Source organism: Streptomyces sp. CHD11 (assembly GCF_018638295.1).
Taxonomy (GTDB): domain Bacteria; phylum Actinomycetota; class Actinomycetes; order Streptomycetales; family Streptomycetaceae; genus Streptomyces.
Genome location: NZ_JABTTS010000004.1, coordinates 129,452 through 156,082, shown reverse-complemented (window position 1 = coordinate 156,082; position 26,631 = coordinate 129,452). Strand labels below are relative to the sequence as shown.

23 protein-coding genes and 3 pseudogenes are annotated in these 26,631 nt (G+C 70.4%); 16 read left to right on the top strand and 10 right to left on the bottom strand.

The window, feature by feature from the left end; all coding sequences use genetic code 11:
• Positions 1-122: 122 nt before the first annotated feature.
• Entirely contained in the window at positions 123-1,538 is a 1,416-nt protein-coding gene (locus HTV45_RS06280) for a DEAD/DEAH box helicase (RefSeq protein ID WP_215204603.1), read from the bottom strand.
• A gap of 703 nt (positions 1,539-2,241) precedes the next feature.
• On the opposite strand from HTV45_RS06280, the pseudogene nhaA reads away from it, so the two are divergent.
• A pseudogene (nhaA, locus tag HTV45_RS35200) lies at positions 2,242-4,031 on the top strand (Na+/H+ antiporter NhaA).
• 56 nt (positions 4,032-4,087) lie between these two features.
• On the opposite strand, the gene HTV45_RS06270 reads toward nhaA, so the two are convergent.
• A complete protein-coding gene (locus tag HTV45_RS06270) occupies positions 4,088-5,458 on the bottom strand; it encodes an erythromycin esterase family protein (RefSeq protein WP_215204602.1) in 1,371 nt (456 codons plus the stop codon).
• Positions 5,459-5,552: 94 nt separating this feature from the next.
• Between HTV45_RS06270 and HTV45_RS06265 the strand changes: the two genes are divergently transcribed.
• Entirely contained in the window at positions 5,553-5,729 is a 177-nt protein-coding gene (locus tag HTV45_RS06265; RefSeq protein ID WP_215204601.1) for a hypothetical protein, read from the top strand.
• Between the two features lie 450 nt (positions 5,730-6,179).
• Complete coding sequence (locus HTV45_RS06260; RefSeq protein WP_215204600.1) at positions 6,180-8,765, top strand: DUF262 domain-containing protein; 2,586 nt, start codon at positions 6,180-6,182, stop codon at positions 8,763-8,765.
• On the opposite strand, the gene HTV45_RS06255 is transcribed toward HTV45_RS06260, so the two are convergent.
• Positions 8,710-9,231: an ATP-binding protein gene (locus tag HTV45_RS06255; protein WP_215204599.1), complete on the bottom strand. Its 522-nt coding sequence runs from the start codon at positions 9,229-9,231 to the stop codon at positions 8,710-8,712. The two genes, HTV45_RS06260 and HTV45_RS06255, sit on opposite strands and share 56 nt — an antisense overlap.
• A 162-nt stretch (positions 9,232-9,393) precedes the next feature.
• Between HTV45_RS06255 and HTV45_RS06250 the strand changes: the two genes are divergently transcribed.
• From HTV45_RS06250 to HTV45_RS06240, 3 genes are all read left to right on the top strand, one after another.
• Entirely contained in the window at positions 9,394-10,266 is an 873-nt protein-coding gene (locus tag HTV45_RS06250) for a helix-turn-helix transcriptional regulator (protein WP_215204598.1), read from the top strand.
• Positions 10,263-10,463, top strand: coding sequence for a DUF397 domain-containing protein (locus HTV45_RS06245; protein ID WP_215204597.1), 201 nt, complete (start codon positions 10,263-10,265; stop codon positions 10,461-10,463). The genes HTV45_RS06250 and HTV45_RS06245 overlap by 4 nt, the downstream gene beginning before the upstream one ends.
• Before the next feature lie 124 nt (positions 10,464-10,587).
• Positions 10,588-11,420, top strand: a protein-coding gene (locus tag HTV45_RS06240) for an IS5 family transposase (protein WP_308309204.1) whose coding sequence is annotated in 2 segments (ribosomal slippage) — positions 10,588-10,933 and positions 10,933-11,420 — 834 coding nt in all. Because the reading frame shifts where the segments join, the coding sequence is not laid out codon by codon here.
• Here HTV45_RS06240 and HTV45_RS06235 read toward each other — a convergent pair.
• The gene (locus HTV45_RS06235; RefSeq protein ID WP_215204595.1) at positions 11,388-11,789 is read right to left on the bottom strand and encodes a hypothetical protein; all 402 of its coding nucleotides are present in this window, start codon (positions 11,787-11,789) and stop codon (positions 11,388-11,390) included. The genes HTV45_RS06240 and HTV45_RS06235 overlap by 33 nt on opposite strands.
• 137 nt (positions 11,790-11,926) lie before the next feature.
• Between HTV45_RS06235 and HTV45_RS06230 the strand changes: the two genes are divergently transcribed.
• The 3 genes and pseudogenes from HTV45_RS06230 to HTV45_RS35195 all read left to right on the top strand — a co-directional run.
• The gene (locus HTV45_RS06230) at positions 11,927-12,292 is read left to right on the top strand and encodes a hypothetical protein (RefSeq protein WP_215204594.1); all 366 of its coding nucleotides are present in this window, start codon (positions 11,927-11,929) and stop codon (positions 12,290-12,292) included.
• A gap of 53 nt (positions 12,293-12,345) precedes the next feature.
• Positions 12,346-12,654 carry a hypothetical protein gene (locus HTV45_RS06225; RefSeq protein ID WP_215204593.1) on the top strand — a complete coding sequence of 103 codons (309 nt, stop codon included), beginning with the start codon at positions 12,346-12,348 and terminating at the stop codon, positions 12,652-12,654.
• A gap of 508 nt (positions 12,655-13,162) precedes the next feature.
• Positions 13,163-14,506, top strand: a pseudogene (locus HTV45_RS35195) (UvrD-helicase domain-containing protein); the annotation flags it as partial.
• A 176-nt stretch (positions 14,507-14,682) separates the two neighbouring features.
• On the opposite strand, the gene HTV45_RS06215 reads toward HTV45_RS35195, so the two are convergent.
• From HTV45_RS06215 to HTV45_RS06200, 4 genes are read right to left on the bottom strand one after another with little or no spacing between them, the layout of a single operon-like run.
• A complete protein-coding gene (locus HTV45_RS06215) occupies positions 14,683-17,064 on the bottom strand; it encodes a beta-glucosidase (RefSeq protein WP_215204592.1) in 2,382 nt (793 codons plus the stop codon).
• Positions 17,061-17,879, bottom strand: a complete 819-nt coding sequence (locus tag HTV45_RS06210) for a carbohydrate ABC transporter permease (protein ID WP_215204591.1) — start codon at positions 17,877-17,879, stop codon at positions 17,061-17,063. The genes HTV45_RS06215 and HTV45_RS06210 overlap by 4 nt, the downstream gene beginning before the upstream one ends.
• Positions 17,876-18,793 carry a carbohydrate ABC transporter permease gene (locus HTV45_RS06205; protein WP_215204590.1) on the bottom strand — a complete coding sequence of 306 codons (918 nt, stop codon included), beginning with the start codon at positions 18,791-18,793 and terminating at the stop codon, positions 17,876-17,878. The genes HTV45_RS06210 and HTV45_RS06205 overlap by 4 nt, the downstream gene beginning before the upstream one ends.
• A gap of 10 nt (positions 18,794-18,803) precedes the next feature.
• Positions 18,804-20,108 carry an ABC transporter substrate-binding protein gene (locus tag HTV45_RS06200; RefSeq protein ID WP_215204589.1) on the bottom strand — a complete coding sequence of 435 codons (1,305 nt, stop codon included), beginning with the start codon at positions 20,106-20,108 and terminating at the stop codon, positions 18,804-18,806.
• 138 nt (positions 20,109-20,246) lie between these two features.
• Between HTV45_RS06200 and HTV45_RS06195 the strand changes: the two genes are divergently transcribed.
• The 3 genes and pseudogenes from HTV45_RS06195 to HTV45_RS34070 form a co-directional block, all read left to right on the top strand.
• Positions 20,247-21,266, top strand: coding sequence for a LacI family DNA-binding transcriptional regulator (locus HTV45_RS06195; protein ID WP_215204588.1), 1,020 nt, complete (start codon positions 20,247-20,249; stop codon positions 21,264-21,266).
• A gap of 137 nt (positions 21,267-21,403) precedes the next feature.
• Entirely contained in the window at positions 21,404-22,285 is an 882-nt protein-coding gene (locus HTV45_RS06190; protein ID WP_308309201.1) for a fructosamine kinase family protein, read from the top strand.
• A 187-nt stretch (positions 22,286-22,472) separates the two neighbouring features.
• A pseudogene (locus HTV45_RS34070) lies at positions 22,473-22,667 on the top strand (response regulator transcription factor); the annotation flags it as partial.
• A gap of 211 nt (positions 22,668-22,878) precedes the next feature.
• Here HTV45_RS34070 and HTV45_RS06180 read toward each other — a convergent pair.
• A complete protein-coding gene (locus tag HTV45_RS06180) occupies positions 22,879-23,211 on the bottom strand; it encodes a deoxyxylulose-5-phosphate synthase (protein WP_215204586.1) in 333 nt (110 codons plus the stop codon).
• Between the two features lie 731 nt (positions 23,212-23,942).
• Between HTV45_RS06180 and HTV45_RS34065 the strand changes: the two genes are divergently transcribed.
• Positions 23,943-24,218 (top strand): hypothetical protein, encoded by a 276-nt coding sequence (locus HTV45_RS34065; RefSeq protein ID WP_251691407.1) that lies wholly within the window; start codon positions 23,943-23,945, stop codon positions 24,216-24,218.
• A gap of 94 nt (positions 24,219-24,312) precedes the next feature.
• Positions 24,313-25,044 carry a nitroreductase family protein gene (locus HTV45_RS06170; protein ID WP_215204585.1) on the top strand — a complete coding sequence of 244 codons (732 nt, stop codon included), beginning with the start codon at positions 24,313-24,315 and terminating at the stop codon, positions 25,042-25,044.
• A gap of 48 nt (positions 25,045-25,092) precedes the next feature.
• Here HTV45_RS06170 and HTV45_RS06165 read toward each other — a convergent pair whose 3' ends face one another.
• Complete coding sequence (locus HTV45_RS06165) at positions 25,093-25,428, bottom strand: DUF6343 family protein (RefSeq protein ID WP_215204584.1); 336 nt, start codon at positions 25,426-25,428, stop codon at positions 25,093-25,095.
• A 135-nt stretch (positions 25,429-25,563) separates the two neighbouring features.
• On the opposite strand from HTV45_RS06165, the gene HTV45_RS06160 reads away from it, so the two are divergent.
• Together HTV45_RS06160 and HTV45_RS06155 are read left to right on the top strand one after the other, a co-directional pair.
• Positions 25,564-25,971, top strand: a complete 408-nt coding sequence (locus tag HTV45_RS06160; RefSeq protein WP_215204583.1) for a DUF2267 domain-containing protein — start codon at positions 25,564-25,566, stop codon at positions 25,969-25,971.
• 13 nt (positions 25,972-25,984) lie between these two features.
• A complete protein-coding gene (locus tag HTV45_RS06155; protein WP_215204582.1) occupies positions 25,985-26,626 on the top strand; it encodes a dienelactone hydrolase family protein in 642 nt (213 codons plus the stop codon).
• The last annotated feature ends 5 nt before the right edge of the window (positions 26,627-26,631 follow it).

The following is a 26,631-nucleotide window of genomic DNA, read 5'->3' as shown; positions in this document are numbered from 1 at the left end:
TTGTCATGCCGGACACGGTGCGGAGCACCGCCGACGTCATCTGTTCCGGTTCGTGCAGATATGTCCCTCACGGCCGAGGGGCGGTCCCGTGGCCGGAAGGGTCGCCTCCGGGGCCATGCTTCTCAGCCGTTGCGGCGCACGTGGGCGGCCCTGCGGGCCTCGGCGAGCTTGCGGGCCTCACCGGCCTTGCGGGACTTGCCGCCGGCGCCGCGGGCAGTGTCCTTGCTGGTACCGAGGCCGCGGAAGGGGAGGTTGGTGTTCTTGGGCCGGGGAAGGGGGGGCCCGCCGTCGAGGGGGATGCCGGAGGGAGTCCTGGCACCGGTGATCCGGCTCAGCTCCGCCTCGCCCGAGCGCACTTTGGTGACGGTCGCCTCGATACCGGCGTCGGCCATCACACGGCTCGTCTCGCGGCGCCCGCCCGCCGTCACGAGCGTCACCACGCTGCCGGACCCACCGGCGCGGGCGGTGCGGCCCGCCCGGTGCACGTAGTCCTTGGGGTCGGTGGGCGGGTCCACGTTGACCACGAGATCGAGGTCGTCGATGTGCAGGCCGCGGGCGGCGACGTTGGTCGCCACCAGGACCGTGAGCCGGCCCTCCTTGAACTGCGCCAGGGTCCGTGTGCGCTGCGGCTGGGACTTGCCGCTGTGCAGGGCCCCCGCGTGCACCCCGCAGCCCCGCAGATGCCGGGTGAGCTGGTCGACGGCGTGCTTGGTGTCGAGGAACAGCAGTACGCGGCCGTCGCGGGCGGCGATCTCCGTGGTGACGGCGTAGCGGTCGGGGTCGTGGACGACCAGCACATGGTGCCGCATCGTCGTGACCGTGCCCGCGGACGGGTCGACCGAGTGGACGACGGGGTCGTGGAGATAGCGGTCGACCAGCTGATCGACATCCCGGTCGAGAGTGGCCGAGAAGAGCATCCGCTGACCGTCGGGGTGCACCTGGTCGAGCACCTCGGCGACCTGCGGCAGGAAACCCAGGTCGCACATCTGGTCGGCTTCGTCCAGCACGGTGATACGGACCCGTCCCAGGCGGCAGGCCTTGCGCTCGATCAGGTCGTGCAGGCGTCCGGGGGTGGCGACGACGACCTCGGCCCCCTCGCGCAGCGCGGCGATCTGCCGGCCGATCGACGTGCCGCCGACGACCGTGGCCATCCGCAGCCGCAGCGCCTCGGCGTACGGCGTCAGCGCCTGGGTGACCTGCTGGGCCAGCTCCCGGGTCGGCACGAGGATCAGGGCGTGGGGCTGCTTCGGTTCCGCGCGCCGCCCGGCGGTCCGGGTCAGCAGCGCCAGTCCGAAGGCGAGCGTCTTGCCCGACCCGGTGCGTCCGCGGCCCAGGACGTCGCGCCCCCGGAGGGCGTCGGGCAGTGTGGCGGCCTGGATCGGGAAGGGGTCACGCACCCCGAGTTCGCTCAGTGTGCGCAGTACCTCGCCCGGGAGTTCCATACCGGAGAAAGAGACGGCCGGGAGCGGCGTCGGGGTCGTGGCCCCGGGCCGGGCGGAGTCGCCGTGGGTGGTGCCGTAGGAGTCGGGGTGTGTCATGGACAGCCTTCCGCAGGGGAACGTACCGAGGAAGGCCCGGCAGGAGGGACAGCCCCTGTACACAGCGGAACCGGACAGTCGGAATCGCCTACCGCGACGACCACGCAAATGGGTGACTTTAGCACGGGAGCCGGCACGCAGGGCGTGACGGGCGTCGGTCCCCGCGAACCAGCCGTTCGGCCTGGCCTCCGGACCGTCTCGCACACATGCCGCTCGACACGGTGCGGGCGGCATCGCGCAGGATGCCTGGCCCGCCCCCGGTCCCGGCCGAGGTGGTCCGGGGCGTGCGCATCGTCCGTCAGGGCGTGGGGCCGCGCCGGCCCGCCCGTCGGCCGCCGCGTGGGCCCAGTGACCTGAACAGCGCAGCGCCCCGGTGCTCCGGGGCGCTGAGAACCGCGCCGACCGCCACGATCGAAGAACGCAGACCACGCGAAGGGACATCCCATGCACCGCAGGCAGCGCCGGCCACTGACGGTTCCGATCGTCGAGCACCGTCCCTCGGACTGACTCCCCGCCGGGCACTTTCCGGGCCACGCGCGTCCGCGGACGCGCCGTGCCGGAGGAAGCCCGTGCACGCCACCGAGGCAATGCCGGCGGGCCAGCAAGGGGACCTGTGACGCGCACGAAGAACGACCCGAGCTCCCAGACCCGGGCCGGAAGACAATCACTCGCCGCCCAGCTCTCCGACCGGGTGCGCACCTACATGTCCACCGAGGCCGGCAGCGCGGGGCTGCTCCTGGCCGCTGTCCTGGTGGCGCTGGCCTGGGCCAATTCTCCCTGGTCCGCGGGGTACGAGGCGCTCTGGGCGACCGAGGTGACCGTGTCGTTCGGCAGCGCGGAACTGTCCATGGATCTGGGGCACTGGGTCAGCGACGGTCTGATGGCCCTGTTCTTCTTCGTCATCGGCCTGGAGGTCCGCTACGAGATCTCGGTCGGCGCACTCGCCGGCCGCCACCGCATCATGCTCCCGGCCATCGCGGGGGTCGGCGGGATGGTCGTTCCCGCGGGGATCTACCTGGCGATGGCGCCCGGTGGCGAGGCGGCCGGCGGCTGGGGCACGGTCATCGGAACCGATACGGCTTTCATGCTGGGGGCGCTCGCCGTGGTGGGGCCGAAATTCGTGACCCAGCTGCGGGTCTTCCTGCTGGCGATCACCGTCATCGACGACATGGTGGCGGTCAGTGTGATCGGTCTGGTCTACTCCGACACCGTCCACCTGCCGCCGCTGCTCGGGGCGCTCGCCCTCTGCGTGGTCCTCGCCGCGCTGACCCGGCTGGGAGCGTGGCGGGCGGCCCCGTACGTCCTGGTCGTGCTCGCACTGTGGCTGGCCACCCTCGGAGCCGGTCTGCACGCCTCCATCGCCGGCATGCTCGGCGGTCTCCTCATCCCCGCCCATCCGCCCGCCTCCGACGCCGTGGACCGCGCCACCCGGCTCGCCCGCGCCTTCCGCCAGTCACCCCGCGCCGACGTGGGGGCGTCGGCGCGTGTGGGCCTGCAACGTGCGGTCTCCGTCAACGAGCGGCTGCAGCTGATGCTGCACCCCTGGGCGAGCTACGTGGTCGTCCCGCTGTTCGCCCTGTCCAGCGCCGGCATCGACCTTCGCGGCGGGGTGCTGGAGCGTGCCCTGACCTCCTGGCTGACCTGGGGCGTCGTCGTCGGCCTGGTGGCCGGCAAACTGCTCGGTGTCTGGGGCGGAACCATGCTCGGCACCCCCGCTTCGGCCTCGGCGGGCTCCCCCGGGGGGTGGGACCGGGGCATGTGATGGGCGGCGCCGCGCTGTCCGGGATCGGCTTCACCGTCTCCCTGCTGATCGTCCAGCTCGCCTTCGGCGACCCGGACCTGACGGCCCAGGCGACCGTCGGCGTGCTGCTGGCCGCCCTGTTCGCCACCGCGCTGGGCTGGCTCGTGTTCCGTCTCGCCGCGGTCCTGCGCGGCGAGACCTCGGCCGAGCTGCCCCGTCGCCTCGACCGTCCGGTCGACCCGGAGGAGGACCACATCCTCGGCCCCGCGGACGCCCCCCTCACCCTGGTGGAGTACGGCGACTTCGAATGCCCCTACTGCGCCCGCGTCACCGGCATCACCAAGGAACTGCGGCAACTATTCGGCGACCGGCTGCGGTACGTCTTCCGGCACCTGCCGCTCCCCGACGTCCACCCCCGGGCCGTACTCGCCGCCCGGGCGGCCGTCGCCGCCGGGGAGCAGGGACGGTTCTGGGACATGCACGACCAGCTCTACGCGCACCAGGACCGCCTGGAGTACGAGGACATCGCCGCGTACGCCATCGAGATCGGACTCGACATGGTCCGCTTCCTGGACGACATGGACGCCGAGAGGACCGCGGAACGGGTACGGGCCGACGCGGCCAGTGCCGAGGCCAGCGGTGCCCGCGGCACACCCACCTTCTTCGTCGGCGACCGACGGCACACCGGACCGTACGACGCCGTGACACTCGCCGTCGTGCTCGAGGAGTCCGCGCCGGGAGCACCGTCCTGAGCCGTACGCCGGTGCCGCGGCCGTAACGTTTGCCCGTCAAGGAGCGGCGTCCGGTATCAGGGGCTGCCCAGGTAGGTGGTCGCCTCGACCTCGTTCAGGTGGATGAGGACGTCGTGGGCATCGCCGAGGGCGACGCGGTACTCCGTGGGGTCGGGCCAGCCGGCGCCTATGTTCCAGGTGGGGCGCGGCTCGGCCAGCCAGGTGCGCACGACGCGGGGGGCGGTGCGCATGTCGAGGATGTAGTCGCGCTGGCGGGCCCGGTCCAGGGTGTACTCGTTGGAGCCCCGCCGGGCGGCGTCCACGCGGTAGGTACGGATCACGTTGTCGTCCGTGCCGAACGCCTTGAAGGCGCCGCTGTGGAAGCTGAAGCCGATGCTGACGTAGTTCCCGCCCAGCGCGTCGCGCAGAACGGCACCCTGCGTCTTCGGGTAGCGCGGGTCGAAGGCGTCGTAGGAGACGTGGGTGTTGTGGGCCGAGAGCAGGATCCGGTCGCCGGTGTGGGTGTGCCACCAGGCCACGTTCTCGGCCATCACCCGGTCGCGGTATCTCATCATCTCCGTGACCTGGGCCTCGTCGGTGATGTCGTAGGAATAGCCCTTGGCCATCTGGTGGATGGCCCTGGCGTGCTGGACCAGCCGGCTGTGTTCCCGTCCGCTCATGCCGGGGGCCGGATGCTGCTTCCGGAGCAGTTCGAGCACCTCCCGGGTGCGGTCGGCGCGCTTCTCGCGTTCGGTCAGGGGCAGTTCGAGGTAGCTCTCCAGGTAGGCCGCCGCGTCGGTGGCCGGGGCCAGGCCGTCGTAGAGGGCGGCGACGCGCGCACGCAGCTGCGGGTGGGCGCGGGCCACGTGGTCGGTCACCCGCCGGTACAGCTCGGGTCCGGCGTAGCCCATGTCGTTGCCCGCGAAGTGGACCGGGTCGGTGGGGTGCTGACGGTTGTAGGCGCGCATCCACTCGATGAGGTTCAGGTAGTCCGCGTTGTTCCAGATGCGGTAGGAGCCCTGGAACTCCTCGCGGGCGATGCGGTCGAGATCACCCTTGCCGTACAGCACGTAGTCGTTGACACGGACGCCGCTGCTCCAGGGCAGTTCCAGGGAGAAGGCCCGGAAGCCCTTCTCCTCGACCAGGTAGCGCAATACCCGGTGCTTCATCCGGAAGAAGGCCCGGGAACCGTGGGTGGCCTCACCCAGGCCCACCACCTCGGCGTCCCCCACCATGCGGCCCAGCGCGCCCAAGTCCCGCAGGCTGCCTTCGGGCTCGGTACTCCTCAACGTGTGGGCGCTGCGCCCGATCGCGTCGACCACGCCCGTCGTGCTCCGGCCGGCGGAGTGCTTCGGCGGGGTGGCGGTGGCCGCCGGGGTGGCCACCGCCACCGCACCCAGGGAGAGGAGAAGGGCGGAGGAGAGTACTGCTGCCTTGCCTGGTGTCATGACAGCAGGTTCCCGTGCACACCGCTGCCCGCACCAACCCCTCAACTGCCCACCTTCCGGTACCGCAGGCACTACCGGCGCCCGGCGTCGTGCTGTGCGACGAGCCTTCTCTGTAGACGACGACCGGCTGTGGGGCATGGACCGGCGCAAGAAGGGAGCCGTGAACACACTGGCCGCGCTGCTGAACTGGAAGCGTGCGTATGTACTGCTGCCCACCGATCCCGGCACGCGAGTCGACGGCGTTGCCAGGTTCAGACCCGAGATCGTGTGAGGTGGCACGCCCTTTGATCCCAAGTTCGCCGGTCCAGGCGGCGAGGTCGTCCGTAATGAAGAGGTGGTCGGCGCTGAGGGCGCCCGTGGCCGTACGGTGGCAGGAGGTGTGGGGTAGGTGCGCGAAGTGGCAGACCGTGCCCCGGTACAGACGGTCGGGGAGCTCGTTGCCACAGCCGCCCAGCGGAGTCCCGCACCAGTATATGGAGGCGTCCCGTTACGGCCACCGTCCGGCAACACCGCCCTGAGGCCGGCAGTATCCACGGCATCATCGGTTGCACCACAACGCGGCCTCGCTCCCTTCGACGCCGAGCGCACGTGTCGACTCGGTTCACGGAATACGGCGTGACCGGTTCTCCGATGGTTCCGCACCTCATGGGGCTTTTCCGGTACGAAGGCCGGTCGGGCCTGGTGTAATCGGCGGCGAACGACCGAGGAACAAGGGGGCCATATGCAGGCCAAGGAAACGTTGTTCGCCGATCTCGTGCAGGGCCGGGCCCAGCAGTTCCAGGTACCGCTCTATCAACGGACCTACTCCTGGACCGAGAAGCACCTCAAGCAACTGTGGAGCGACATCCTGGAACAGGCAGGGCTGCTCGAGTCCCAGGAGGAGAAGGCGAGCACGCACTTCCTCGGTTCGGTCGTGCTCGCGCCGTCACCGCAGAACGATGCGACGTTCCCCCGCTGGCTCGTCGTCGACGGTCAACAGCGGCTGACCACGTTGTCCCTGGCCCTCGCCGCCATCCGCGATCATGTCGCGGATGGCGCGCCCCACCAGGCCCAGCGAATCGACGAGCAATACCTGATCAACAAATGGAACAGCGGCAATGACCACCTTCGTCTGCTGCCGACGCAGGCTGACCGGCCGCAGTTCGCCGCTCACATCCGCGGCCCCCTCACCGATCAGACCATCGGAAGCGGTGTCGCCACCGCCTACGCCTTCTTCCGCAAGAAGCTCGTCGAGGCAGGCGATCCTACTGCCCCGCAGGACGTGTTCCGCATCGAGCAGGCGATCACCTCGCGGCTCACGCTGGTGGCGGTGACCGCCGAACCCGGCGACAACGTGCATCGCATCTTCGAGTCGCTCAACAACACCGGCCTGAAGCTGAGCCAGGCCGACCTGCTGCGCAACTATCTTTTCATGCGGCTGACCACGCGAGGCGAGCACGTCTACGAGACCTACTGGCTGCCCCTGCAGAGCAGTCTGAGCAACGACGAGCTGGAACAGCTCATGTGGCTGCAACTCGTGCTGGACGGGGACGACCGGGTCCGCCGTCAGGACCTGTACGCCGCCCAGCAGAAGCGCTTCGAGAGCCCGAGGAAGGACGAGGCGAAGATCGAGGCGTACATCAGGGAACTCCACCGTCACAGCGCCCTCTTCCGCCGGCTGCTGCACCCCGATGAGGAACCCGATTCCGAGGTCCGGGCCGCGCTCCACCACCTTGACGCATGGCAGGCGGCCGTCACCTACCCCGCCTTGATGCTGCTGCTCGACCGGCGCGAGCGCGGGGAATTGGACTCCTCCGGGACCGCCCGCGCCATGGCGTACATCGAGAGCTTCCTCGTCCGCCGGATGATCTGCCGGGTCCCGACCAACAACCTCAACCGCATCTTCCAGGCCGTGCCCGGTCAGCTTCCGCTCGACGTGCCCGTCACCGAGGGCCTGCACCGGCTCCTCTCCTCCGAGAACCGCTTCTGGCCCGACGACACCGAACTGCGCGACAAGATCCGGAAGGCGCCGTTCTACCAGTACGGCCGGTGGCAGCAGCGCAAACTGGTGCTGCAACGGCTGGAGGAGAGCTACGGGCATCCCGAACCGGTCGACTTCGCCGCCGCGCAGCTCACCGTGGAGCACGTCATGCCACAGTCGCCCGGCGACGATTGGCTGCGCGTGCTGGGCGAGGAGGCTGCCGACGACGAGACCGCGGAGGAACTGCACGCCCGGTTCCAGCACACCCTCGGCAACCTGACACTCACCGCGGTCAACTCGGAGCTGTCCAATCACCCCTTCGAGCGCAAACAGGATCTGCTGGGCGGCAGCCACCTGGAGATGAACCGCCGCATCGCCGCCACCGAGCGCTGGGGCGTGCGCGCGATCCTGGCCCGCGCCGACGAACTCGCCGACCGTGCGATCGCGTTGTGGCCGGCCCCGCTGCGCGGAGTCGGCCGTGCGGAACGCAGCCGTGACTGGCAGCTCGCCCACCAGGTCCTCGCCGCCCTCCCCCACGGCACCTGGACCTCGTACGGCGACCTCGCCGCGTTCCTCGGCTCCGGTGCTCAGGCTGTGGGCAATCACCTGGGCAACACCCCTGGCGTGGCCAACGCGTACCGGGTCCTCACCTCCGAGGGCAAGGTCTCCGACGGCTTCCGGTGGGCGGCACCCCAGGACGCCGGAAGTGACGACGTTCGCGCCCGGCTGGCCGCCGACGGCGTCCGCTTCACGGCCACCGGGGCCGCCGACCCGGCCCAGCGGCTCACTGCCGACGACCTCGCCGCACTGCTCGCCGGCACGGACGACGACCGGGCGGACGGTGAGGACACCGCTCAGGATGGAACCGCGGAAACACCGGGCGAAGAGACCCGCGCCGAACGCTTCTTCCGCCAGCTCGCCGCGGACGACTCACCTGAGACAGTCGAAGGGGTCCACGCGCTCTTCGCCCACTGGGAGGGACTGGGCGGCTGGATCGGCCACGGCGCGGGACACGTCACCACGAGCGCGTACCTCATGCTCGGCGAGGTCGGCGGACCCGGTCGCGGCATCTGGCCGATCACGCTCTACCCCGGCGCGGGACGCGGCGGCACCGCGGAGGTGGTGTTCCAGTACCTCGCCGCGCGGGAGCCGTTCACCGACCGCGCGCTGCGCGCCGAACTCCTCACCCGCCTCAATGCTCTGGACGGCGTCGACATCCCGGAGGGCAAGCTGGAGTTGCGCCCCAACATCCGGCTGTCCCTGCTGGAGAAGGACCGCAACCGGGAATTGCTCACCGAGACGCTGACGTGGTTCCGGGACCGCTGGGAGGACCGGGGCACGTCCTGACGGCTGCCCGCCGGGCGCACTCCGCCCACACCGTCTTGCCGCCCGGCGGGTACGACTCGCAGCCCCAGGCGTCCGCGAGAGAGGCGACGAGAAGCAGGCCCCGTCCGGACTCACCGTCGGCCTCGGTTCCTGTGCTCAGGGTCGGCACGGGCAGACGTTCGCCCCGTGCGTCGGTGACCTCGATCCGCAGGGTCGTGGGTGTCAGGGTCAGGGCGAGACGTGCGTTCCTGCCCTGCACCCGGCCGTACAGGGCGGCGTTGGCGGTCAGCTCCGCGATGAGGAGGGAGGCTGTGGCCATGTCGTCGTCGGTGGGCTCCGGCTCCGGCCGTCCCCGGTGCGCGGCGAGCCAGCGTTCGGCGGCTTGGCGTGCGGTGTGCGCGCCCCGTGCGGTGGTGGGGAACATAGTACGGAAGTGGTCTGCGCCGACGATCGGTTCACCTGGAGCGGTGACAGTTTCCTGATTCACATCACCGAGGGTGACCGAGCGGTCCTACCATGGGGAGCATTTCGGGCAGTACGCAAGGTGACTGTCCCGGTGCGGACGGTGCGAAGTACGGACGTACGGCCATGACCTGACCGTGCTGTCACCGGTTCGTCCTCAGCACAAGGAACAGGGTGGTGGTACGGCATGACGGCACAGGCGGGTGCGGGGATTCCCACGGGCGGTGAGACGGATGGCACGGACGAGGTCGCGGACTTGTTCCGGGCCCTCGGCCGCCAGATCAAGGTCGCCCGCGAGCGGGCCGGACTGAGCCAGAAGGAGCTGGGCGACCGGCTCGGGTACGGGGAGGAGACGATCTCCTCGGTCGAGCGGGCCCGGCGGACACCTCAGCCGGAGCTGCTGGTGGCGGTGGACACGTTGCTGGAGTGCGGGGGCCTGCTGGCCTCTGCGGCGGAGGATGTGGAGCGGGCGAAGACCCGGCGGAGGGTGCGGCATCCGGAGTGGTTCAAGGACTACGCGCGATTGGAGCAGGAGGCGGTGGAGCTACACGACTACAGCTCGCTTGTCCTTCCGGGGCTCCTGCAGACGGAAGCTCACGCGAACGTGGTGTTCCGAACGCGTCAGCCTTTCCTGGACGAGGCAACCATCGAGCAGCGCGTGGCCGCACGGCTGGATCGACAGCAGATCTTCGACCGCTGGCCTCCGCCGTTCACCACCTTCACCATCGAGGAGTCCGTGTTGCGTCGCCCACTCGGCGGGTGGGACGTTCACCGTGAGCAACTGGAAGCGCTGCTGAGGTTCGGCAGACTACGCAGCGTGGAGCTCCAGGTGCTGCCGATGGAGCGTAAGGAACATCCCAGCCTGGGCGGGCCGTTCATCATGCTTACCCCGAAGGGCAAGCCCCAGGTGGCGTACCTGGAGGTCCAGCACATCAGCCGCCTGATCACAGATCCGGACGAGGTACGTATCCTTGCCGCACGCTACGGCAGCATCAGGGCACAGGCGCTCACGCCAGAAGAATCATTGACCTTGATCAAGAAGATGCTGGGAGACCGATGAACACTGAACAGCCCGCACGGCTGGACTGGTTCAAGAGCAGCTACAGCAGCGGCGAAGGAGGGGCGTGCGTCGAAGTCGCCTCCAATACGACCGCCATCCACGTACGGGACTCCAAGGAGCGCGGCGGACCCCAGCTCGCGTTCGCGCGGAGCGCATGGTCCGGGTTCCTGATGGATCTCACGCACGGCCGGATCTGACCCGCGGCGCGGCCCCTCCCCGCCCCTGGGGAGGGTGACCGTACCCACCCAGGGACTTAGAACTCCTAACGAAATGATCTTCGAGGTGGTTGGATCACTCCGGGGCCGTTGATCTGGGGGCGGGGTGGCTCGGCGGAAGCCGTGGGATGTCGAGGACGAGCTGTGGGCTGTGATCGAGCCGCTATTGCCGAAGGTTGAGCGTCGGATCCGGCATCCGGGGCGGAAGCGGCATCCGGACCGGCAGGTGTTTCAGGGCACCCTGTTCGTCCTGCATACCGGGATTGCCTGGGAACACCTGCCGCAGGAGCTCGGCTTCGGTTCGGGCATGACGTGCTGGCGGCGCCTGGCCGAGTGGACCGAGGCCGGCGTGTGGCCCCGGCTCCATGAAGCGCTTTTGGCCGAGCTCCACAGCGCGGACACCCTGGACTTCTCCCGGGCGGCGGTCGACGGCTCCCACATCCGGGCGTTAAAAGGGGCCCCAAGACGGGACGAAGCCCTGTTGACCGGGGCAGGACGGGCAGCAAGCACCACTTGATCACCGCTGCCACCGGCATCCCGCTCGCCGTCACCCTGACCGGCGGCAACCGCAACGACGTCACCCAGCTCATTCCCCTGCTTCAGGCCGTACCGCCCGTGCGGGGCAAGCGCGGGCGACCTCGGCGCCGTCCCGACGTCGTGCTCGGTGACCGCGGCTACGACCACGACAAGTACCGCCGCCTCGTCCGCGTGCTCGGCGTGAAGCCGCTGATCGCTCGACGCGGCACCGAACACGGCTCCGGACTCGGAACCCAACGCTGGGTTGTCGAGCGCGCCTTCGCCCACCTGCACTGGTTCCGCCGCCTGCGGATCCGCTGGGAGATCCGCGACGACATCCACGAAGCCTTCCTCACCCTGGGATGCGCGCTCATCTGCTGGCGACGCCTGTCACAGCCGGACCGAGCCGCCCTCCCGCAGTAGCCATTCCCGGACCGAAGGAGCACGGTCAAAGAGCTGGCTGACCTGCATGCCTTCTTCGCGTGAGGTCACCCTCGGCAGCGGGGTGAAGTTGTCCGGAAGTACGTCCAACAGACTCCTCACGCGGTCTCCCGCACGCAGAGTGATCAACAGCTCGCACCGCAGCTGACGCGGAACGTCCGGGCGGTGGGACAGGCTGTGCCACAAGGCCGGCCACAAGTAGTGGGTGCCATCGGGCGCCGCATTCGCTTGCACCCAAGCCGGGTCCAACCGCTGGCTCAGGCCGAGGTCACACGCCCGATCCTCCAGCTTGAACAGCGAGGCCGAGTCAACAGCTTTCAGCTCGCGAGGCAGCGGCTGATCGAAGTCCATCGCCCCATGCTGCCCGACAGCACCCCACGACGAGGAGCCGACCACAAAGAGTCATTCCGTTAGGAGTTCTTAGGGTGTAGATCCGGTGAAGGCGCCGCCTGGGGGACACGCGGTGAACGAGAGGGTACGCACGGTTCATGAACGGGGTGCCCGAGCAGATCGGCCGATATGTGGTCGAGCGGGAGCTGGGCTCGGGGGGAATGGGTGAGGCCTATCTGGCCTTCTCGCCCGCCGGTGACCCGGTCGCGGTGAAGCTGATTCGCCCCGATCGGCTGTACCCCGTCACCCGCGCGCGCTTCGAGAAGGAAGCGCTGATCGCGAGGACCGTGGTGGGGACGAACCGGGTAGCCCGGTTCCTGGACGCCGGCCCCTACGCGGAGCGCCCGTGGCTGGCCATGGAGTACGTGCCGGGCCAGACGCTGCTGACGTATGTCGACGGGCACGGTCCGCTGTCCGCCCCCTTGGTGACGAGGCCTCGGTGCTCTGCTGGCGGAGGGACTTGAGGCCGTTCACGCGGTGGGGCTGCTCCACCGGGACCTGAAAGCCGCAGAACGTCATGCTGGGTGCGTACGGCCCCATCCTGATCGACTTCGGCCTCGGAGCGTTCCTGGACACCACCAAGGACACCCTGTCCCACAGCGGAATGATCATCGGCACCGTGCGCTGCGTGCCGCCCGAGCAGGCCCTGGGACACACGAAGGTCAAGGAGTCCGCCGATGTGTACGGGCTCGGCACGGTCTTGCTGTACGCGGCCACCGGGCACTATCCCTACGACGGGGCGCGCTGGAAGGCGCTCGTCGGGCAGGTCGCCAACTCCGACCAGGCCCCGGATCTGACGGCCTCCCCCAGGCTTTGGTCCCGCTGATCGGCTCCATGCTGGCCCACGACCCGGCCGACCGACCCTCCCTCGACGCGGTGATGGCCGGATGCACGAGCGTGCTGGCCTCGGCGGGCCTGTCCCCCATGGAGGCTCGGCACGCCCGGATCGACGCCACCGCAGCGGACAAAACGGCATCACCAGTGGAAACGAACCGCAGGTCGCGTGGGAGCGGCTCGCCGAACAGGCGGTCGCACTCGACGAGGACGAGTCGGACAGCCCTTCACCGGCCACACCGGAGCCCTCTCACGGGGAAGACGCCGCCGAGGCCACCGACGTGCCCGACTCGTCGGCGGACAGCACGGCGCCCTCTGCCCCGGTGGTCGAGGTCCCCGCACCCTACCCGTGCCCCGGAAGCCGGGACGCGCGTCACTGCGCGTGGCCGAGGAACTGCGGAGCCGGTACGCCACGCAGCCCAGCCTCTGAGCCCGGCTTCCGGGGACGCCGTGGGGGCGGTGCGACGGCCCGCTCGGCCACGGAGCCGCCTGCTTCCGCCGTCACCACCGACCTGCGCGCCCGGCTCGCCTCCCTGATGGAACCCGAGCTGCTCGCCCGCGTAGAGATCGCCCACATCGACCAGCTCGCCGCGCGTGTCCTCAGCGAGAACGCCGTCAAGGGCACAGCCAGGCAGCGCGTCTACGACAACGCCGCGCTCAACGTGCTGCGGCAGCTCCTGCTCGAACTCGACGAGCGCCGCTGGGACGCCGAGTTCCTCTACGAGGAGTGGGACCAAGTGATCCTCGGCCAGTCCATCGGCAGCAGGAAGGCGTACTTCGACGCCCGCCGCGCCGGCCGCGGCCGTTCACCCGGCCCGAGCGGGCCGGGATCTGGAAGATCCTGGAGCAGTTCACCGCCCGCCTGGACGAAGACGGGCTGGAGACCTGGGGACAGGCCGCCGAGCGCGCCGCCCGCCTCGAAATGGAGCGCGACGCCAGGATCAGGCGTCAGCAGGAGCACAAGGAAGCCGTCGGCGGCAAGGACCTCATCCACCGCGACGACGGCTCCGGCATGCGGTTCCTCCACCACCGGTACCGTCACATCGTGGTCGACGAGGCCCAGGACCTGCGCGCCGCCCACTGGAAGATGCTGCGCGCCATGGTCGCCCCCGGACCCGACGACCTGTTCATCGCCGGCGACACCCATCAGCGCATCTACGACCGGCAGATCACCCTCGGCACCGTCGGCGTCAACATCCGGGGCCGCTCGTCCAGGCTCACCCTCAGCTACCGCACCACCAAGGAGATCCTCTCCCGGGCCATGCAGGTGGTGAACCTCACCAGCAAGGACCTCGCCTACGACGACAGCACCGACAACCTCGACGGGTACCGCTCCGTCCTGCGCGGCCCCGGTGCCCGACCTGGTGCTCTGTACCTCCAGGGACGACGAACTCGACCGGCTCGCCGCCACGTTGACCGCTTGGCGCGAGGAGATCGCGACGGGCAAGGGCGGCACCGGCCCGCGTCGCGACCCGCGCGGCAGTATCGCCGTGTGCGTCGCGGAACGGGACATGGTCAGTCAGGTGATGCTCCATCTGGCCACCAAGGCGGGGATCACCGTCGCCGAACGCACCAAGGCCGGTCCCAAGAGGGACGGCGAGGTGCACGTCGGCACGATGCAGCGCTTCAAGGGCCTCGAATACCAGAAGCTGGTCATCGTCGGCGCCCGCGACGGTGTCATCCCCCGCACGGCGGTCCTAGAGCGCTACCGCGTCACCGATCCCCGGCGCTGCGCCCGCGAGGCACTCAGGGCACGCTCGCTGCTCTTCGGGGCCGCGACCCGCGCCCGCGACGCGCTTCGCATCAGCTGGCACGACAAGCCGAGCCCGCATCTGCCGGTTTGAGCCGCGCTACAACCTCCCGAGTAGGCCGACATTCGACGACATGACGTACGAGGGAGGTGCGGAACCGCATTCGCTCGTGAACGTCGAGCGTCAGAATCCCTTGATGTGATGGATGCACGGCCGGCCCGGTCCCGCGCGTGCGGGTCCGGGCCGGCCGTGGTGCGGGCGGATCCGGCTCATCCCTCCGCAGCCGGCTCCTGGGTGAAGTCCGCGTGGAAGCGGCGGGTGTGGTCGACGCGGCGTTGCGGGCCGGTCAGAGTGACCGGCGCCGTCAGGCGGGCGTCGGTGCTGGAGGTGGCGAGACGGAGTTCCAGTTCGCCGGGTTCGACGATCCGGTGGCCGTCGCGGCCGGTGAAGGAGGCCACGTCGGCGGGGACCGTGACGCGGACCCGGCGGGACTCCCCCGGTTCCAGCGGGACCCGGGTGTAGCCGACGAGGCGCTGCACCGGCTGGACGACGGAGGCGACCGGGTCGTGCAGGTAGAGCTGCACGACGTCGGTGCCGGAGCGCTCCCCGGTGTTGCGGACGGTGAGGGAGAGGCTGAACTCGCCGTCGGTCGGGGCCTGTCCGGCGTCCACGGTGAGGTCGCTCCAGGCGAACTCCGTGTAGGTCAGGCCGTGTCCGAAGCCGAACACCGGCGTCGGGTCGATGTTGGAGACCTCGCTGGCCTGGGCGAGGCGGGCGCCGAGGTAGGTGGTCGGCTGGGATCCGGGACCGCGCGGCACGCTGACCGGAAGACGCCCGGAGGGGCTGGTGCGGCCGCTCAGTATCCCGGCGATCGCCTGGGTGCCGGCGACGCCCGGGAAGAAGGACTGCACGATCGCCGCGGACTCCGCGACGGCGCGGCCGAGCGCGTAGGGCCGTCCCGCGAGCAGGACGGTCACCACCGGGGTGCCGGAGTCGAGCAGTTCGTCGAGCAGGTGCTGCTGGGCTCCGGGCAGGGCGAGGGACTCCGCGTCACAGCCCTCACCGCTGGTGCCGCGGCCGAACAGGCCCGCACGGTCGCCGAGTACGGCGATGACGATGTCCGCGTCCCGGGCCGCGTCCACCGCCGTGCCGATGCCGGAGAGGTCGCCGTCGTCGACGCCGGTGCCTCGGGCCACGGTGATGTCGGCGTCGGGGAACTCGGCGGTCAGGGTGTCCCGCAGGGTCGGCAGGTCGATCCCCACGGGGACGTCCGGGTGCTGCACACCCACGTGCTGGGGGAAGGAGTAGCAGCCCAGTACGGCGGTGGCCTCGGCGGCGTTGGGGCCGACCAGGGCGATGCGGCGGGGCCGGGCGAGCGGCAGCGTGCCGTCGTTGGTGAGCAGGACGACCGCCTTCTCGGCGATCTCGCGGGCCAGTTCCCGGTTCTCGGGCCGGTCCAGGTCGATCTTGCCGCGCAGGGCGTCGGGGTCGTCCAGGTCCGCGCCCTCCAGTGCGGGCGGCACCGGGCTCCAGTCCGGGTCGAGCAGGCCGAGCATCGCCTTCTGGCCGAGGACACGGCGCAGCGCGCGGTCGATGACCGACTCCGGTACCCGGCCGTCGGCGACGGCCTCGGCGAGCGGCGCGCCGAACGTCTTGACGGTGGGCAGTTCGACGTCGACGCCGGCCGTCAGCGCGGCACCCGCGGCTCCGGCCCAGTCGCCCGCGACGCCGTGCAGGATCTTGAGGAAGGCGATGCCGAAGTAGTCGGCGACGACGGTGCCGTCGAAGCCCCAGGTGTCACGGAGCAGCCCGGTCAGCAGGCTCTCGTCGGCCGCGGCGGGGACGCCGTCGGTGTCCGTGTAGGAGTGCATCACGGAGCGGGCGCCGCCCTCGCGGACGGCCATCTCGAACGGCGGGAGCAGCACGTCGGCCCGTTCGCGGGCGCCCATGGGCGCGGGGGCGAGGTTGCGTCCGGCGCGGGAGGCCGAGTAGCCGACGAAGTGCTTGAGGGTGGCGACGATCCCGGCGGACTCCAGGCCCTGCACGTAGGCGGTGCCGATGGTGCCGACGAGGTACGGGTCCTCGCCGATGGTCTCCTCGACCCGGCCCCAGCGGGCGTCGCGCACCACGTCCAGGACGGGCGCGAGCCCCTGGTGGACGCCGACGGAGCGCATGTCGCGGCCGATGGCGCCGGCCATGCGGCGGACGACGTCGGGGTCGAAGGTGGCGCCCCAGGACAGCGGGACGGGATAGGCCGTCGCACCCCAGGCGGCGAAGCCGGCCAGGCACTCCTCGTGCGCGACGGCGGGGATGCCGAAGCGGCCGGCCGAGGTGATGCGGGACTGGGTGCGCAGCAGGGAGAGCGCGCCGAGCGCCGGGTCGACGGGTGCGGTGCCGAAGGGGCGGGTCAGCTGGCCCAGACCTGCGGGCAGAAGCGCGTCGAGGTCGACGGCCTCCTCCATGTCGTGCTGGTGCGGGGCCACTTCGCCGCCGTTGGCGGACGCGCCGACCCACACGCCGTACAGCTGGGCGATCTTCTCTTCCAGGGTCATCGCGCCGATCAGCGCGTCGACCCTGGCGGCCACGGGGAGGTCGGGGTCGTTCCAGAGGGGGGTTTCGGGGGTGGTCTCTACGGCCACGTCGGCAGTCACTTTCCTCCGACACCCATCAGGCCCTGGACCAGGGCGCGACGGGCGAACAGGTAGACGAGCAGGATGGGCACCATGGACAGCACCACGGCTCCCAGCAGACCGGGGATGTCGATGCCGTGTTCGGTCTGGAAGTTGTACAGACCCAGGGTGACGACCTTGGTGGAGTCGGACTGGGTCAGGACGAGCGGGAACAGGAAGCCGTTCCACGCCTGGAGCGCGGAGAAGACCACGATGGTGGACAGCCCGCCCCGTGAGAGGGGCAGCACGAGCTGGAAGAACATGCGCCTCGGGGTGGCGCCGTCCATGGCCATGGCCTCGTACAGCTCCGGGGAGATGTCACGCATCGCGCCGCTGAGGATCAGCGCCGACATGGGCAGGCAGAACGCGGCCGTCGGCAGGATGACGCCCAGCAGGTTGTCGTACAGCCCCGCCTCGCTGATCAGGTAGAACATCGGCACGATGACGGCCTGGGCGGGGATGGCGAGGCCGAGCAGGAACAGCCGGAAGATCGCCGACGTGGTCCGGCCGCGGCTGCGCACGATCGCGTAGGCGAGCGGCGGGACGAGCAGCAGCACGATGCCGATCACGCAGGCGGTGACGACGAGCGTGTTGAAGAAGTACTGGTCGAAGCCGGACTCGAAGGCTCCGGTGTAGTTGTCCAGGGTGAAGCTGTCCGGGATGGAGACCGGACCGTTCTCCGCGTAGTCCTGGCGGGTGCGCAGGGTCGCGGCGAGCATCACGTACAGCGGCAGGCCGACCACGAAGAGCCAGAAGAGCGAGCCGGCGCCGGCCAGGTAGTGGGGACGGCGCCTCATGACGAACCCTCCATGGTGCTGCGCATCTTGTCGTAGCCGGACACCTTGACGACGACCAGCGAGATGATGGTGGCCGCGATGACCAGGACCAGGGCGATGGCGGAGCCGGTGCCGAAGTCGAAGCTCTTGAACGCCTTGTCGTACATGTAGTAGGCGCTGATGGTGGTGTCGGTGCCGGGGCCGCCCTGGGTCAGGATGAGGACCGTCTCGAAGGTGGTCAGACCTCCGACGATCATCAGGATCATCGAGGTGATCATCGCGTTGCGCAGCTGCGGCAGGGTGATGTGGAAGAACTGCCGGTAGCGGCCCGCCCCGTCGATCTCCGCGGCCTGGTACAGCACCTGCGGGATGGCCCGGGCGGCGCCCTGGTAGATCAGCGTGTGGAACGGGGTGAACTGCCAGGTGCTGACGAACGCCAGCACGCCGATGGCGGTGGCCTGTTCACCGAACAGGTTGCCGTCCCCGAAGAGCCATTCGGCCTCGGCCGGTATGCCGAAGTTGGGGTCGAGCAGCGCCCGCCAGAGCACGGAGACGGCCGTGGCGGACAGCAGCAGCGGGATGAAGTAGATGACGGACAGTACGGCCCGGTTGCGCTGGTTGCCGGCGGCCCAGACGCCGAGGACGATGCTCAGCGGCGTCTGGATGGCCACGCCGAGCACGGTCAGCAGCAGGGTCAGCCAGACACTGTTGAGCATCACCGGGTCGTCCATCAGGCGCGACCAGTTGTCCATGCCGACGAACTCGGGTGAGCCGAGCCCGTCCCAGCTCATGAAGGACAGCACCGCCACCATGATCAGCGGGGTGATCGCGAAGAGGGCGAAGAACACTGCGGCGGGCAGTGCCCAGGCGAAGCCGGGGCGTCCCACCGTCGTTGCGGAGGAGGCGGGCCGAGCGCTCGTGATCTTTGTGGTCATGAGCCGTTCGTCACTCGGTGGGGAGGGCCTGCATGGCCTTGATGAAGCCGTCCGCGTCGAGCTGTCCGTTGAAGAACTGCTGGATGGCCTTGTGCATGTCCGAGCTGGACTTCTGCGGGTACGCCTGGTCCCACGACAGCTGGAAGGACGGGGCCTTGGCGACCAGGTCGTACTGGAAGCGGGCGTACTCGGGGTTGCTCGCGGTGTCGATGAACTTGTCGGTGTTGGTCGTGGTCGGCAGGTTGCCGATCTCCAGCTGGTCCTTGACGAAGTCATCGGAGTACATGAGCTTCAGGAACTCGCCGACGGCCTCGGGGTGCTCGGTCTTCTTCAGCACCGAGTAGTAGTTGTTGGTGTTGCCGGCGATGTTGGCCGGGTCGCCCTTGCCGCCCTCGACGGTCGGGAAGGTGCTGTAGCCGAGGCCCTTCTCGGCGAAGCTCTTGTGGTCCGTCAGCTGCTGGGAGTAGTACCAGGAGCCCATCAGCTCGAAGCCGGCCTTGCCCGAGGCCAGCAGCTGGACCGAACCGCCGTTGGTGTACTTGACGGAGTCGTAGTTCTTGCCGAAGGCGCCGGCGTCGACGAGCTCCTTGATCATGCCCAGCGCCTTCTTGCTCTCCGGGCTCTCCCAGGCGCTCTTGTCGCCCTTGAGGGCGTTGGCGAGCAGCTCCGGTCCGGCGATCCGGTCGAAGAGGTACTGGAACCACATCTGCGTCGGCCAGATGTCGCCGCCGCCGAGAGCGATCGGCGTGACACCGGCGTCCTTGAGCTTCTCGACCGCGTCGAGCAGCTCGTCCCAGGTCTTCGGCGGCTTGACACCCGCGTCGGCAAGGACCGTCTTGTTGTGGAAGAGCAGGACGGGCTGGGTACCGCGCATCGGAATGCCGTACGGCTTGCCGTCGACCACGGCGTTGTTGAAGACGGACGGCAGGAACTTGTTTTCCAGGTCCGGGTTCTTCTCGATGAGGTCGTCGAGCGGCAGCAGCAGGTCTGCGTTGACGAACGGCTTGATGCTGCCGCCGCCCCAGTTGAAGAAGACATCGGGCGCCTGCGGCGTGCTGATGATCGTCTGCAGCTTCTTCTGGTAGTCCGCACCGGGGATGGTGTCGAGGACGACCTTGACGTCGGACGTCTTGTTGAAGGTGTCGACGAGCTTCTTCTCGACCTTGTTGGTGGCGTCCCCGTAGACCAGGACATGTATCTTGCCGTCGTCCGCCGAAGCCCCGCCGTCGTCGCCGCCGCAGGCCGCGAGAGTCAGCGTCAGGGCGAGCGTCGCACCGCAGGCGACCAGTCTGGGCAAGCGCGCACGTGTCTTCATCGTTCGCCTTTCGAAAGTTTCGGCCTCATCACCGAAAGTCCATGCCGTGGGACAGTAGGTCAGACGGGTGTTTCGGTCAACGGTCGATTCCGTACTCACCCAAACCGTTATCGACACGTCGTGTCGTATCCTGCGCCTATGCACGAAGACGACGAGGTGAGCGGCAGAGTCACGCTGGCCACGGTGGCGAAAGAGGCCGGCGTTTCGATGCCGACAGTTTCGAAGGTCCTCAACGGACGATCGGATGTCTCCCGCGCGACCCGGGCCAAGGTCGAACGGCTGCTGGACACCCACGGCTACCGCCGCCGCGCCCAGCCGTCGTCCCGCTCCCCGCTCATCGAGATCGTCTTCCACGAGCTGGAGAGCATCTGGGCGATGGAGCTGATCCGGGGCGTGGAGAACGTCGCCAAGGACAACCGCGCGACGGTGGTCCTCACCGAGAGCGGCACCCGGCACACCCCAGCGCCGGAGTGGCTCCCGGGCGTGCTCCAACGCCGGCCGCTGGGCGTCGTGCTGGTCTTCTCCACCCTCCCGCAGGACATCAAACGCCAGCTCAGGGCGGCGGCCATCCCCTTCGTCGTCATCGACCCGGCGGGCGACCCCGACCCGGACGTCCCCTCGGTCGGCTCCGCGAACTGGGCCGGCGGCCTCGCCGCCACCCGCCATCTCACCGACCTCGGCCACCAGCGGGTCGCGATCATCACCGGTCCCGAGGACATGCTCTGCTCGCTCGCCCGTCTCGACGGCTACCGCTCCGCGATGGCGATGGCGGGCCTGACCGCCGACCCGCGTCTGACGCGCTTCGGCGACTTCCACGTGCAGAGCGGCTTCGAGCACGCCATGGATCTGCTGAAGGGCCCCGACCGGCCGACCGCGATCTTCGCGGGCAGCGACCTCCAGGCACTCGGCGTCCTGGAGGCGACCCGGGTGGCGGGCCTGCGCGTCCCGGAGGACCTGTCGGTGGTGGGGTACGACGACGTCCCCCTGGCCCAGTGGTCGAGCCCGCCCCTCACCACCGTCCACCAGCCCCTGCGGCACATGGCCGAGGAGGCCTCCCGGATGCTCCTGCGCCCGGACGACCCGGGCGCGGCGGCCCAGCGCATCGAGCTGGCGACGCATCTGGTGGTGCGGCAGAGCACGGCCAGGCTGGGCGGATAATGACGAGCCGGGCGCACGGGACAGCCGGATGACGCCGAGCTGCGATGCGGACGGCCCCAGGTCCCCGACGGGCGGCACCACCACCACCGCCACCGCCACCGCCACCGCCACCGCCACCGCCACCGAGGAGCACACACGTGACGGAACCGGTGACCCTGCTCCTCTCCCGCCTGCGCTCGGCCGGTCTGCACGACGTCGTCGCCGTCGAGCCGGCCGCGGGAGGGCTCGCCGCGACAGCGGGGCTCGCCCGCCGCGGTGACGGCACCACGGTGTTCGCCAAGGCGCTCGGTGAGCCGTCGCCGGGCGACGCCTCCGCCGCGGAGGCCGAAGGGCTCACCGCGCTGCGCGAGGCGGGCGTCGCCACACCCGACGTCATCCTCGCGGACGGTGACCTGCTCGTGCTGTCCGAGCTCAGGCCCCGGCCACCCGCCGAAACCTTCTGGGAACACCTCGCACAGGAGCTCGCCCACCTGCACACCACCACCCGGCACCCCCGATTCGGGTGGCACCGGGACAACTGGCTGGGACGCCGGCAGCAGGTCAACACCTGGGAGGACGACGGGTTCGAGTTCTTCGCCCGGCACCGGCTGCTGCGCTGGCTGAGTGAGCCCCGTGTCGAGGAGGCGCTGGACCGCGCGGACCGGGAGGCGCTGGAGCGGCTGTGCGACCGGCTGCCCGAACTGCTGCCGGCCGGGCCCGCGTGCCTGACGCACGGCGATCTGTGGACGCAGAACGTCATGGCCACCCCCGGCGGGCGGCCCGCACTGATCGACCCGGCCGCGTCGTACACCTGGGCCGAGGTCGACCTGGCCCATCTGTGGACGACGGCGCCGCCGCCCGAGGCGCATGTGTTCTTCGACCTGTACGCCGAGCTGACCGGGCTCGACCGCGGCTGGCGCGCCCGCATGCCGGTCCTCCAGCTCCGCCAGCACCTGGCCGTGATCGCCCAGTTCGACCCCGACTGGGGCGCCGCCGACCTCGTCCGCGCCACCCTCGCCCCGTTCCGCAGGCGGCCCTGAGCGGGAAGGCCTGGATCCTCCGGCCGGTAGCGGCCGGGATGACGGCTCACACCCTGTCGGCATGAGCCGCCTTTTCCGCACGCACCGAGGTGCGCCGGAGCGGCGGGTCAAGGGCGGACGACGGGGCCCGCGGTCGGGGCCTCAGCGGTTCGCCCGCCTCGCCGCCGCTGCCGCCCCGGTCCGTCCCTCGCCCCTTTCCGAGCGCGAGACCGAGGTCGCCGCCCTCGTCTCCCGCGGGCGCACCAACGCGGAGATCGCCGCGGTTCTGCACATCAGCGCCGGCACGGTGAAGACCCACCTCACCAACATCCAGGGCAAACTCGGCGCCCGCGACCGGGTTGAAATAGCGGCCTGGGCCTGGGAGTCCGGGCTGGCCCGCTGACCGGACCGTGCGCGGCGGCCCCTCGACCGGGACGGAACACACGAGTGCCCTCGCCACGGGACGTCAGGCGCCCGAGTCGACATGCGGTCAGCGGCCCTCGCCGCACCTGACGGCCCCGGTCGTCACCGGCTGTCCGTCCCGATCGTCACCGGTTGTCCGGTCGAACTCCGCTCCGGCCGCCGGATCGGCCGAGCGGACCCCCCGTTTCCCGTCACGGCACGTCGTGGCGTACGAGTGCCCTGGCGAAGGGCTCCCCGGTACGACGGGCGTACGCCATCCGCTCGCGCACCTCCCGCAGCGTGCGCGGGCGGTATCCGGGCCCGCCGCAGCAGCTCTTGGGAAAGCGGACTCCCGCGTGCAGCAGGACGGACAGAACCCTCCAGGCCTCGGTGTCCCGGCGCGGCGGCGCGGCGAAGGCCGATCCCACGTGAACGAGAGCTTCCGCGCAGCGGGGGCAGGTCCGGTGTGGCCTGTGCCTGTCGTAGGGCTGCTTGTACGAGGCCCGACAGGGCAGACAGACATAGGAGGTCTTCGCGTGGCCCATGCGGCAAAGGTAGGCAGCACGTGTTCGCCGGTCAACGCGATTTCTGGGGCAGGAGAGCTCCTTGAAGGTCTTCGGGGGATCCTCACGGAGTGGCGGTCGCGCTGTGGCCGTGCGGTTCGCGGAGACTGTCGATGAGTGCAACCGAATCCGTGCCCGTCAGCCTCGCCGAGATCGCCCGGATCGCGGGAGTGGGGCGGGCCGCGGTGAGCAACTGGCGTCGGCGGCATGATTCCTTCCCGTCGCGCATCGGGGGTACGGACGTCAGCCCGCGGTTCTCCCTCCCTGGCGGAGGTCGGGCGGTGGCTGCGGGACAACGGCAAGCTCGACTCCATCGGCGGGCGGGAGTTGCTGTGGCCCCGGTTCGAGGCGCTGGGCAGCCGGGACGAGTCGGGGCCTGGCGATCGCCGGGGCCGCGCGCCGTATGCGGACGCCCCGCTCCCCTGCCTCGCACGGTGAGCTCACCGCCGAGGCAGAGAAGTTGGCGGAGGAGGCGGCGAAGCTGGGGCGGGCGGAGGGGGCGCGTGAGACATTCGAGTTCCTGCTCCAGCGGTGGCTCGAGACGCATGTGCGTCAGCTGAGTACGACCCCCTGGCCTGCGCTCGGGGCAGCGGCCTCCGGAGAGCGGCACGAGGGCGGCGGGGCACGGCTCCGTGCCCTTCGTGCGGGCGTACCGGGCGTGGGTGCACGACGGGCCGCCGACGGCCTTGGGGCCGCAACTGCACGCTCTGCGGGTGGATCCGGCGAAGCTGGACGCCCACTTCCTGGCCGGCTGTCTGTGCGCGCCCTCCAACGGACGTCAGGCAGGCACCCACGCGTCCAGTTCGTCCCGGGTCGACATCCGGCGGCTGCACGTACTTCAACTGCCCCTGGACGCACAGCAGGCGTACGCCGAGGTGTTCCGGGAGCTGCGGGTCTTCGAGGGACGGCTGGCCGAAGTCGGGGAAACGGGAAAGGCGTTGGTGAGCGGCGTGTCCGATCTGCTCGCCGCGGGCGGACTCGAGAGCTGACGGTGGCGAGCGGCAGAAGGTGACCAGGCGTCAGAAGCCTCTGTCCGCCGGGCAGATGACCTCTTCGGATGCGGGATTCCCTACACTCCCGATCATGAATACTCCGAACGTTCCGTCAGACGCCCCCGCCGACGCCGATTCCGCTCTCTTCGCCACCATGTCCACCATGCGGGCCATGCGGCGCCTGCGGCCCGACCCGGTTCCGGACGAGGTGCTGGACCGGCTGATACAGGCGGCCGTGTGGGGCCCCAGCGGCGGCAACATGCAGCGGTACGAGTATGTCGTCGTCACCGACCCCGGTGTCATGGCCGAGCTCGCGCCCCTGTGGAAGCGGTGCGTGGACGCCTACCTGGCCACGACCGGCAAGTACGCGCCCGCCGGCATGGACGAGGCCGCCTACGGGCGGATGGTCGCCGCCATCGAGTACCAGCGCGACCACTTCGCCGAGACGCCGGCACTGATCATCCCCTGCTATCAGTTCCCGGAGCCGAGGATCGAGGAGGAGGGTCTGCGGCGTTACGCCGAGGCTCTCGGCGCCGACGCGACCGCACGCATGGGGCGGATACAGGAGCGCTTCTCCGCCCTCGCGGAGGGCTCCTGCGTCTACCCGGGCGTGCAGAACCTGCTGCTCGCCGCGCGCGGCCTGGGCCTGGCCGCCAACCTCACCCTGTGGCACATCTTCCTGGAGGAGGAGTGGAAGGCGGCCCTCGGCATTCCCGAGGAGATGAACACGTTCGCCGCCATTCCGGTGGGCTGGCCGCTCGGGAGGTTCGGCCCGGTGAGCCGTCGCCCGGTGGCAGAGGTCGTGCACCGCGACCGCTGGTAGGACGGGAGCCCCGGGCGGGTACCGTCCCGCTACCCGCCCGGTGCCCGGTCAGTGGCCGGCGTCCCGTTCGCGGCGCAGGCGACGCAGGACGACGGCGAGATCCAGGGCGGCGGTCAGGGCGAGGAATCCGCAGACGGCGGAGATGAAGATCAACGGTCCGCGGCCGGGGCTGTCACCCGGGCCGGCGTTTGCGGCCCAGACGGCGAAGAGGGCGCAGCCCGCGACGAAGAGGGGCAGGAAGATCCCGGCGAGGGCCAGGCGCAGGCGCAGCGGGCTGCGGGCGGTGACCGGCTCGGTGCCGGTCCGGGGGAAGCGCCGGCCGATCGCTCCGGAGCGGGAACGGGGGACCCGCTGCCCGGTCCGGTCGGTACGTTCCTCACGCACGCCGCACACCTCCTCGGCCGGCCGCCGTGCTCGGAGGTGCCGGGTAGCCGATGGGGACGCGGGCAAACCGGTGTCCGGGCAAGCGTGCCGGGTACTCGTGCGGGACGACCGCACCATGAGGAAGGACGTCGCCTCATGCATCACGATCAGATCATCGGCAAAGTACAGGCTCTGACCCGGCTGCCGGACCGGGGATCCGCCGAGATGGCGACCCGGGCCGTGCTGACCACGCTGGCCGAACGGCTCCCGTCCGGGCTGACCGATCATGTGGCCGCCCAGTTGCCGCCGACCCTGGCCGCACCCATGCGGCAGGCCGGGGAGGCCACCGGTGGAGGCGAGCGCTTCGGCCTGACCACGTTCGCCGGCCGGATCGCCGGCCGCGCGGAGACGGACGAGGACGCCGCGCTGCGGGAGGCCGCGGCCGTACTGGAGGTGCTCGACGCCGCTCTCGCCCCGGAGCTGACGGAGAAGGTGGTCGCGGCGCTGCCCAAGGACATCGGTGGACTGCTCCCCGTCGGACGGGCCGCCGAGGAATCCGAATGAGGCGGTGAGGGACATGGTGTCCGCGTCCGTGATGATTCCCTCGGGCGGGGCGGACCTGGCCGGGGATCTGGAGATTCCGGCCGTGGCGCGCGGGATGGTGCTGTTCGCGCACGGCAGCGGCAGCTCGCGGCACAGCCCGCGCAACCGGGCCGTCGCCGCCACGCTGCGCTCGGCCGGATTCGGCACCCTGCTCCTGGACCTGCTGACCGGGGACGAGGAGAGCGAGGACGCCGCGACGGGGGAGCACCGGTTCGACATCGGGCTGCTGGCGCGGCGGCTGGCGCACGCGATCGACTGGCTGGAGCGGCGCCCGGACACCGTGGATCTGCCGGTGGGACTGTTCGGGGCGAGCACGGGCGCGGCGGCGGCCCTGGTGGCGGCGGCCGAGCGGCCCCGGCGGGTGTCGGCCGTCGTGTCACGGGGCGGGCGTCCGGATCTGGCGGGAGACGCGTCGGCGCTGGTCGCCTGCCCGGTACTGCTCGTGGTCGGCGGTGACGACGAGACGGTCCTGGGGCTGAACCGCCAGGCCGCGGAGCGCCTGCCCGGTGAGCACCGTGTCCACGTGGTGCCCGGTGCCACCCATCTCTTCCCCGAACCGGGAGCGCTGGAGGAGGTCGCCGATCTCGCCGCCGGCTGGTTCCGTGACCATCTGTGACGGGT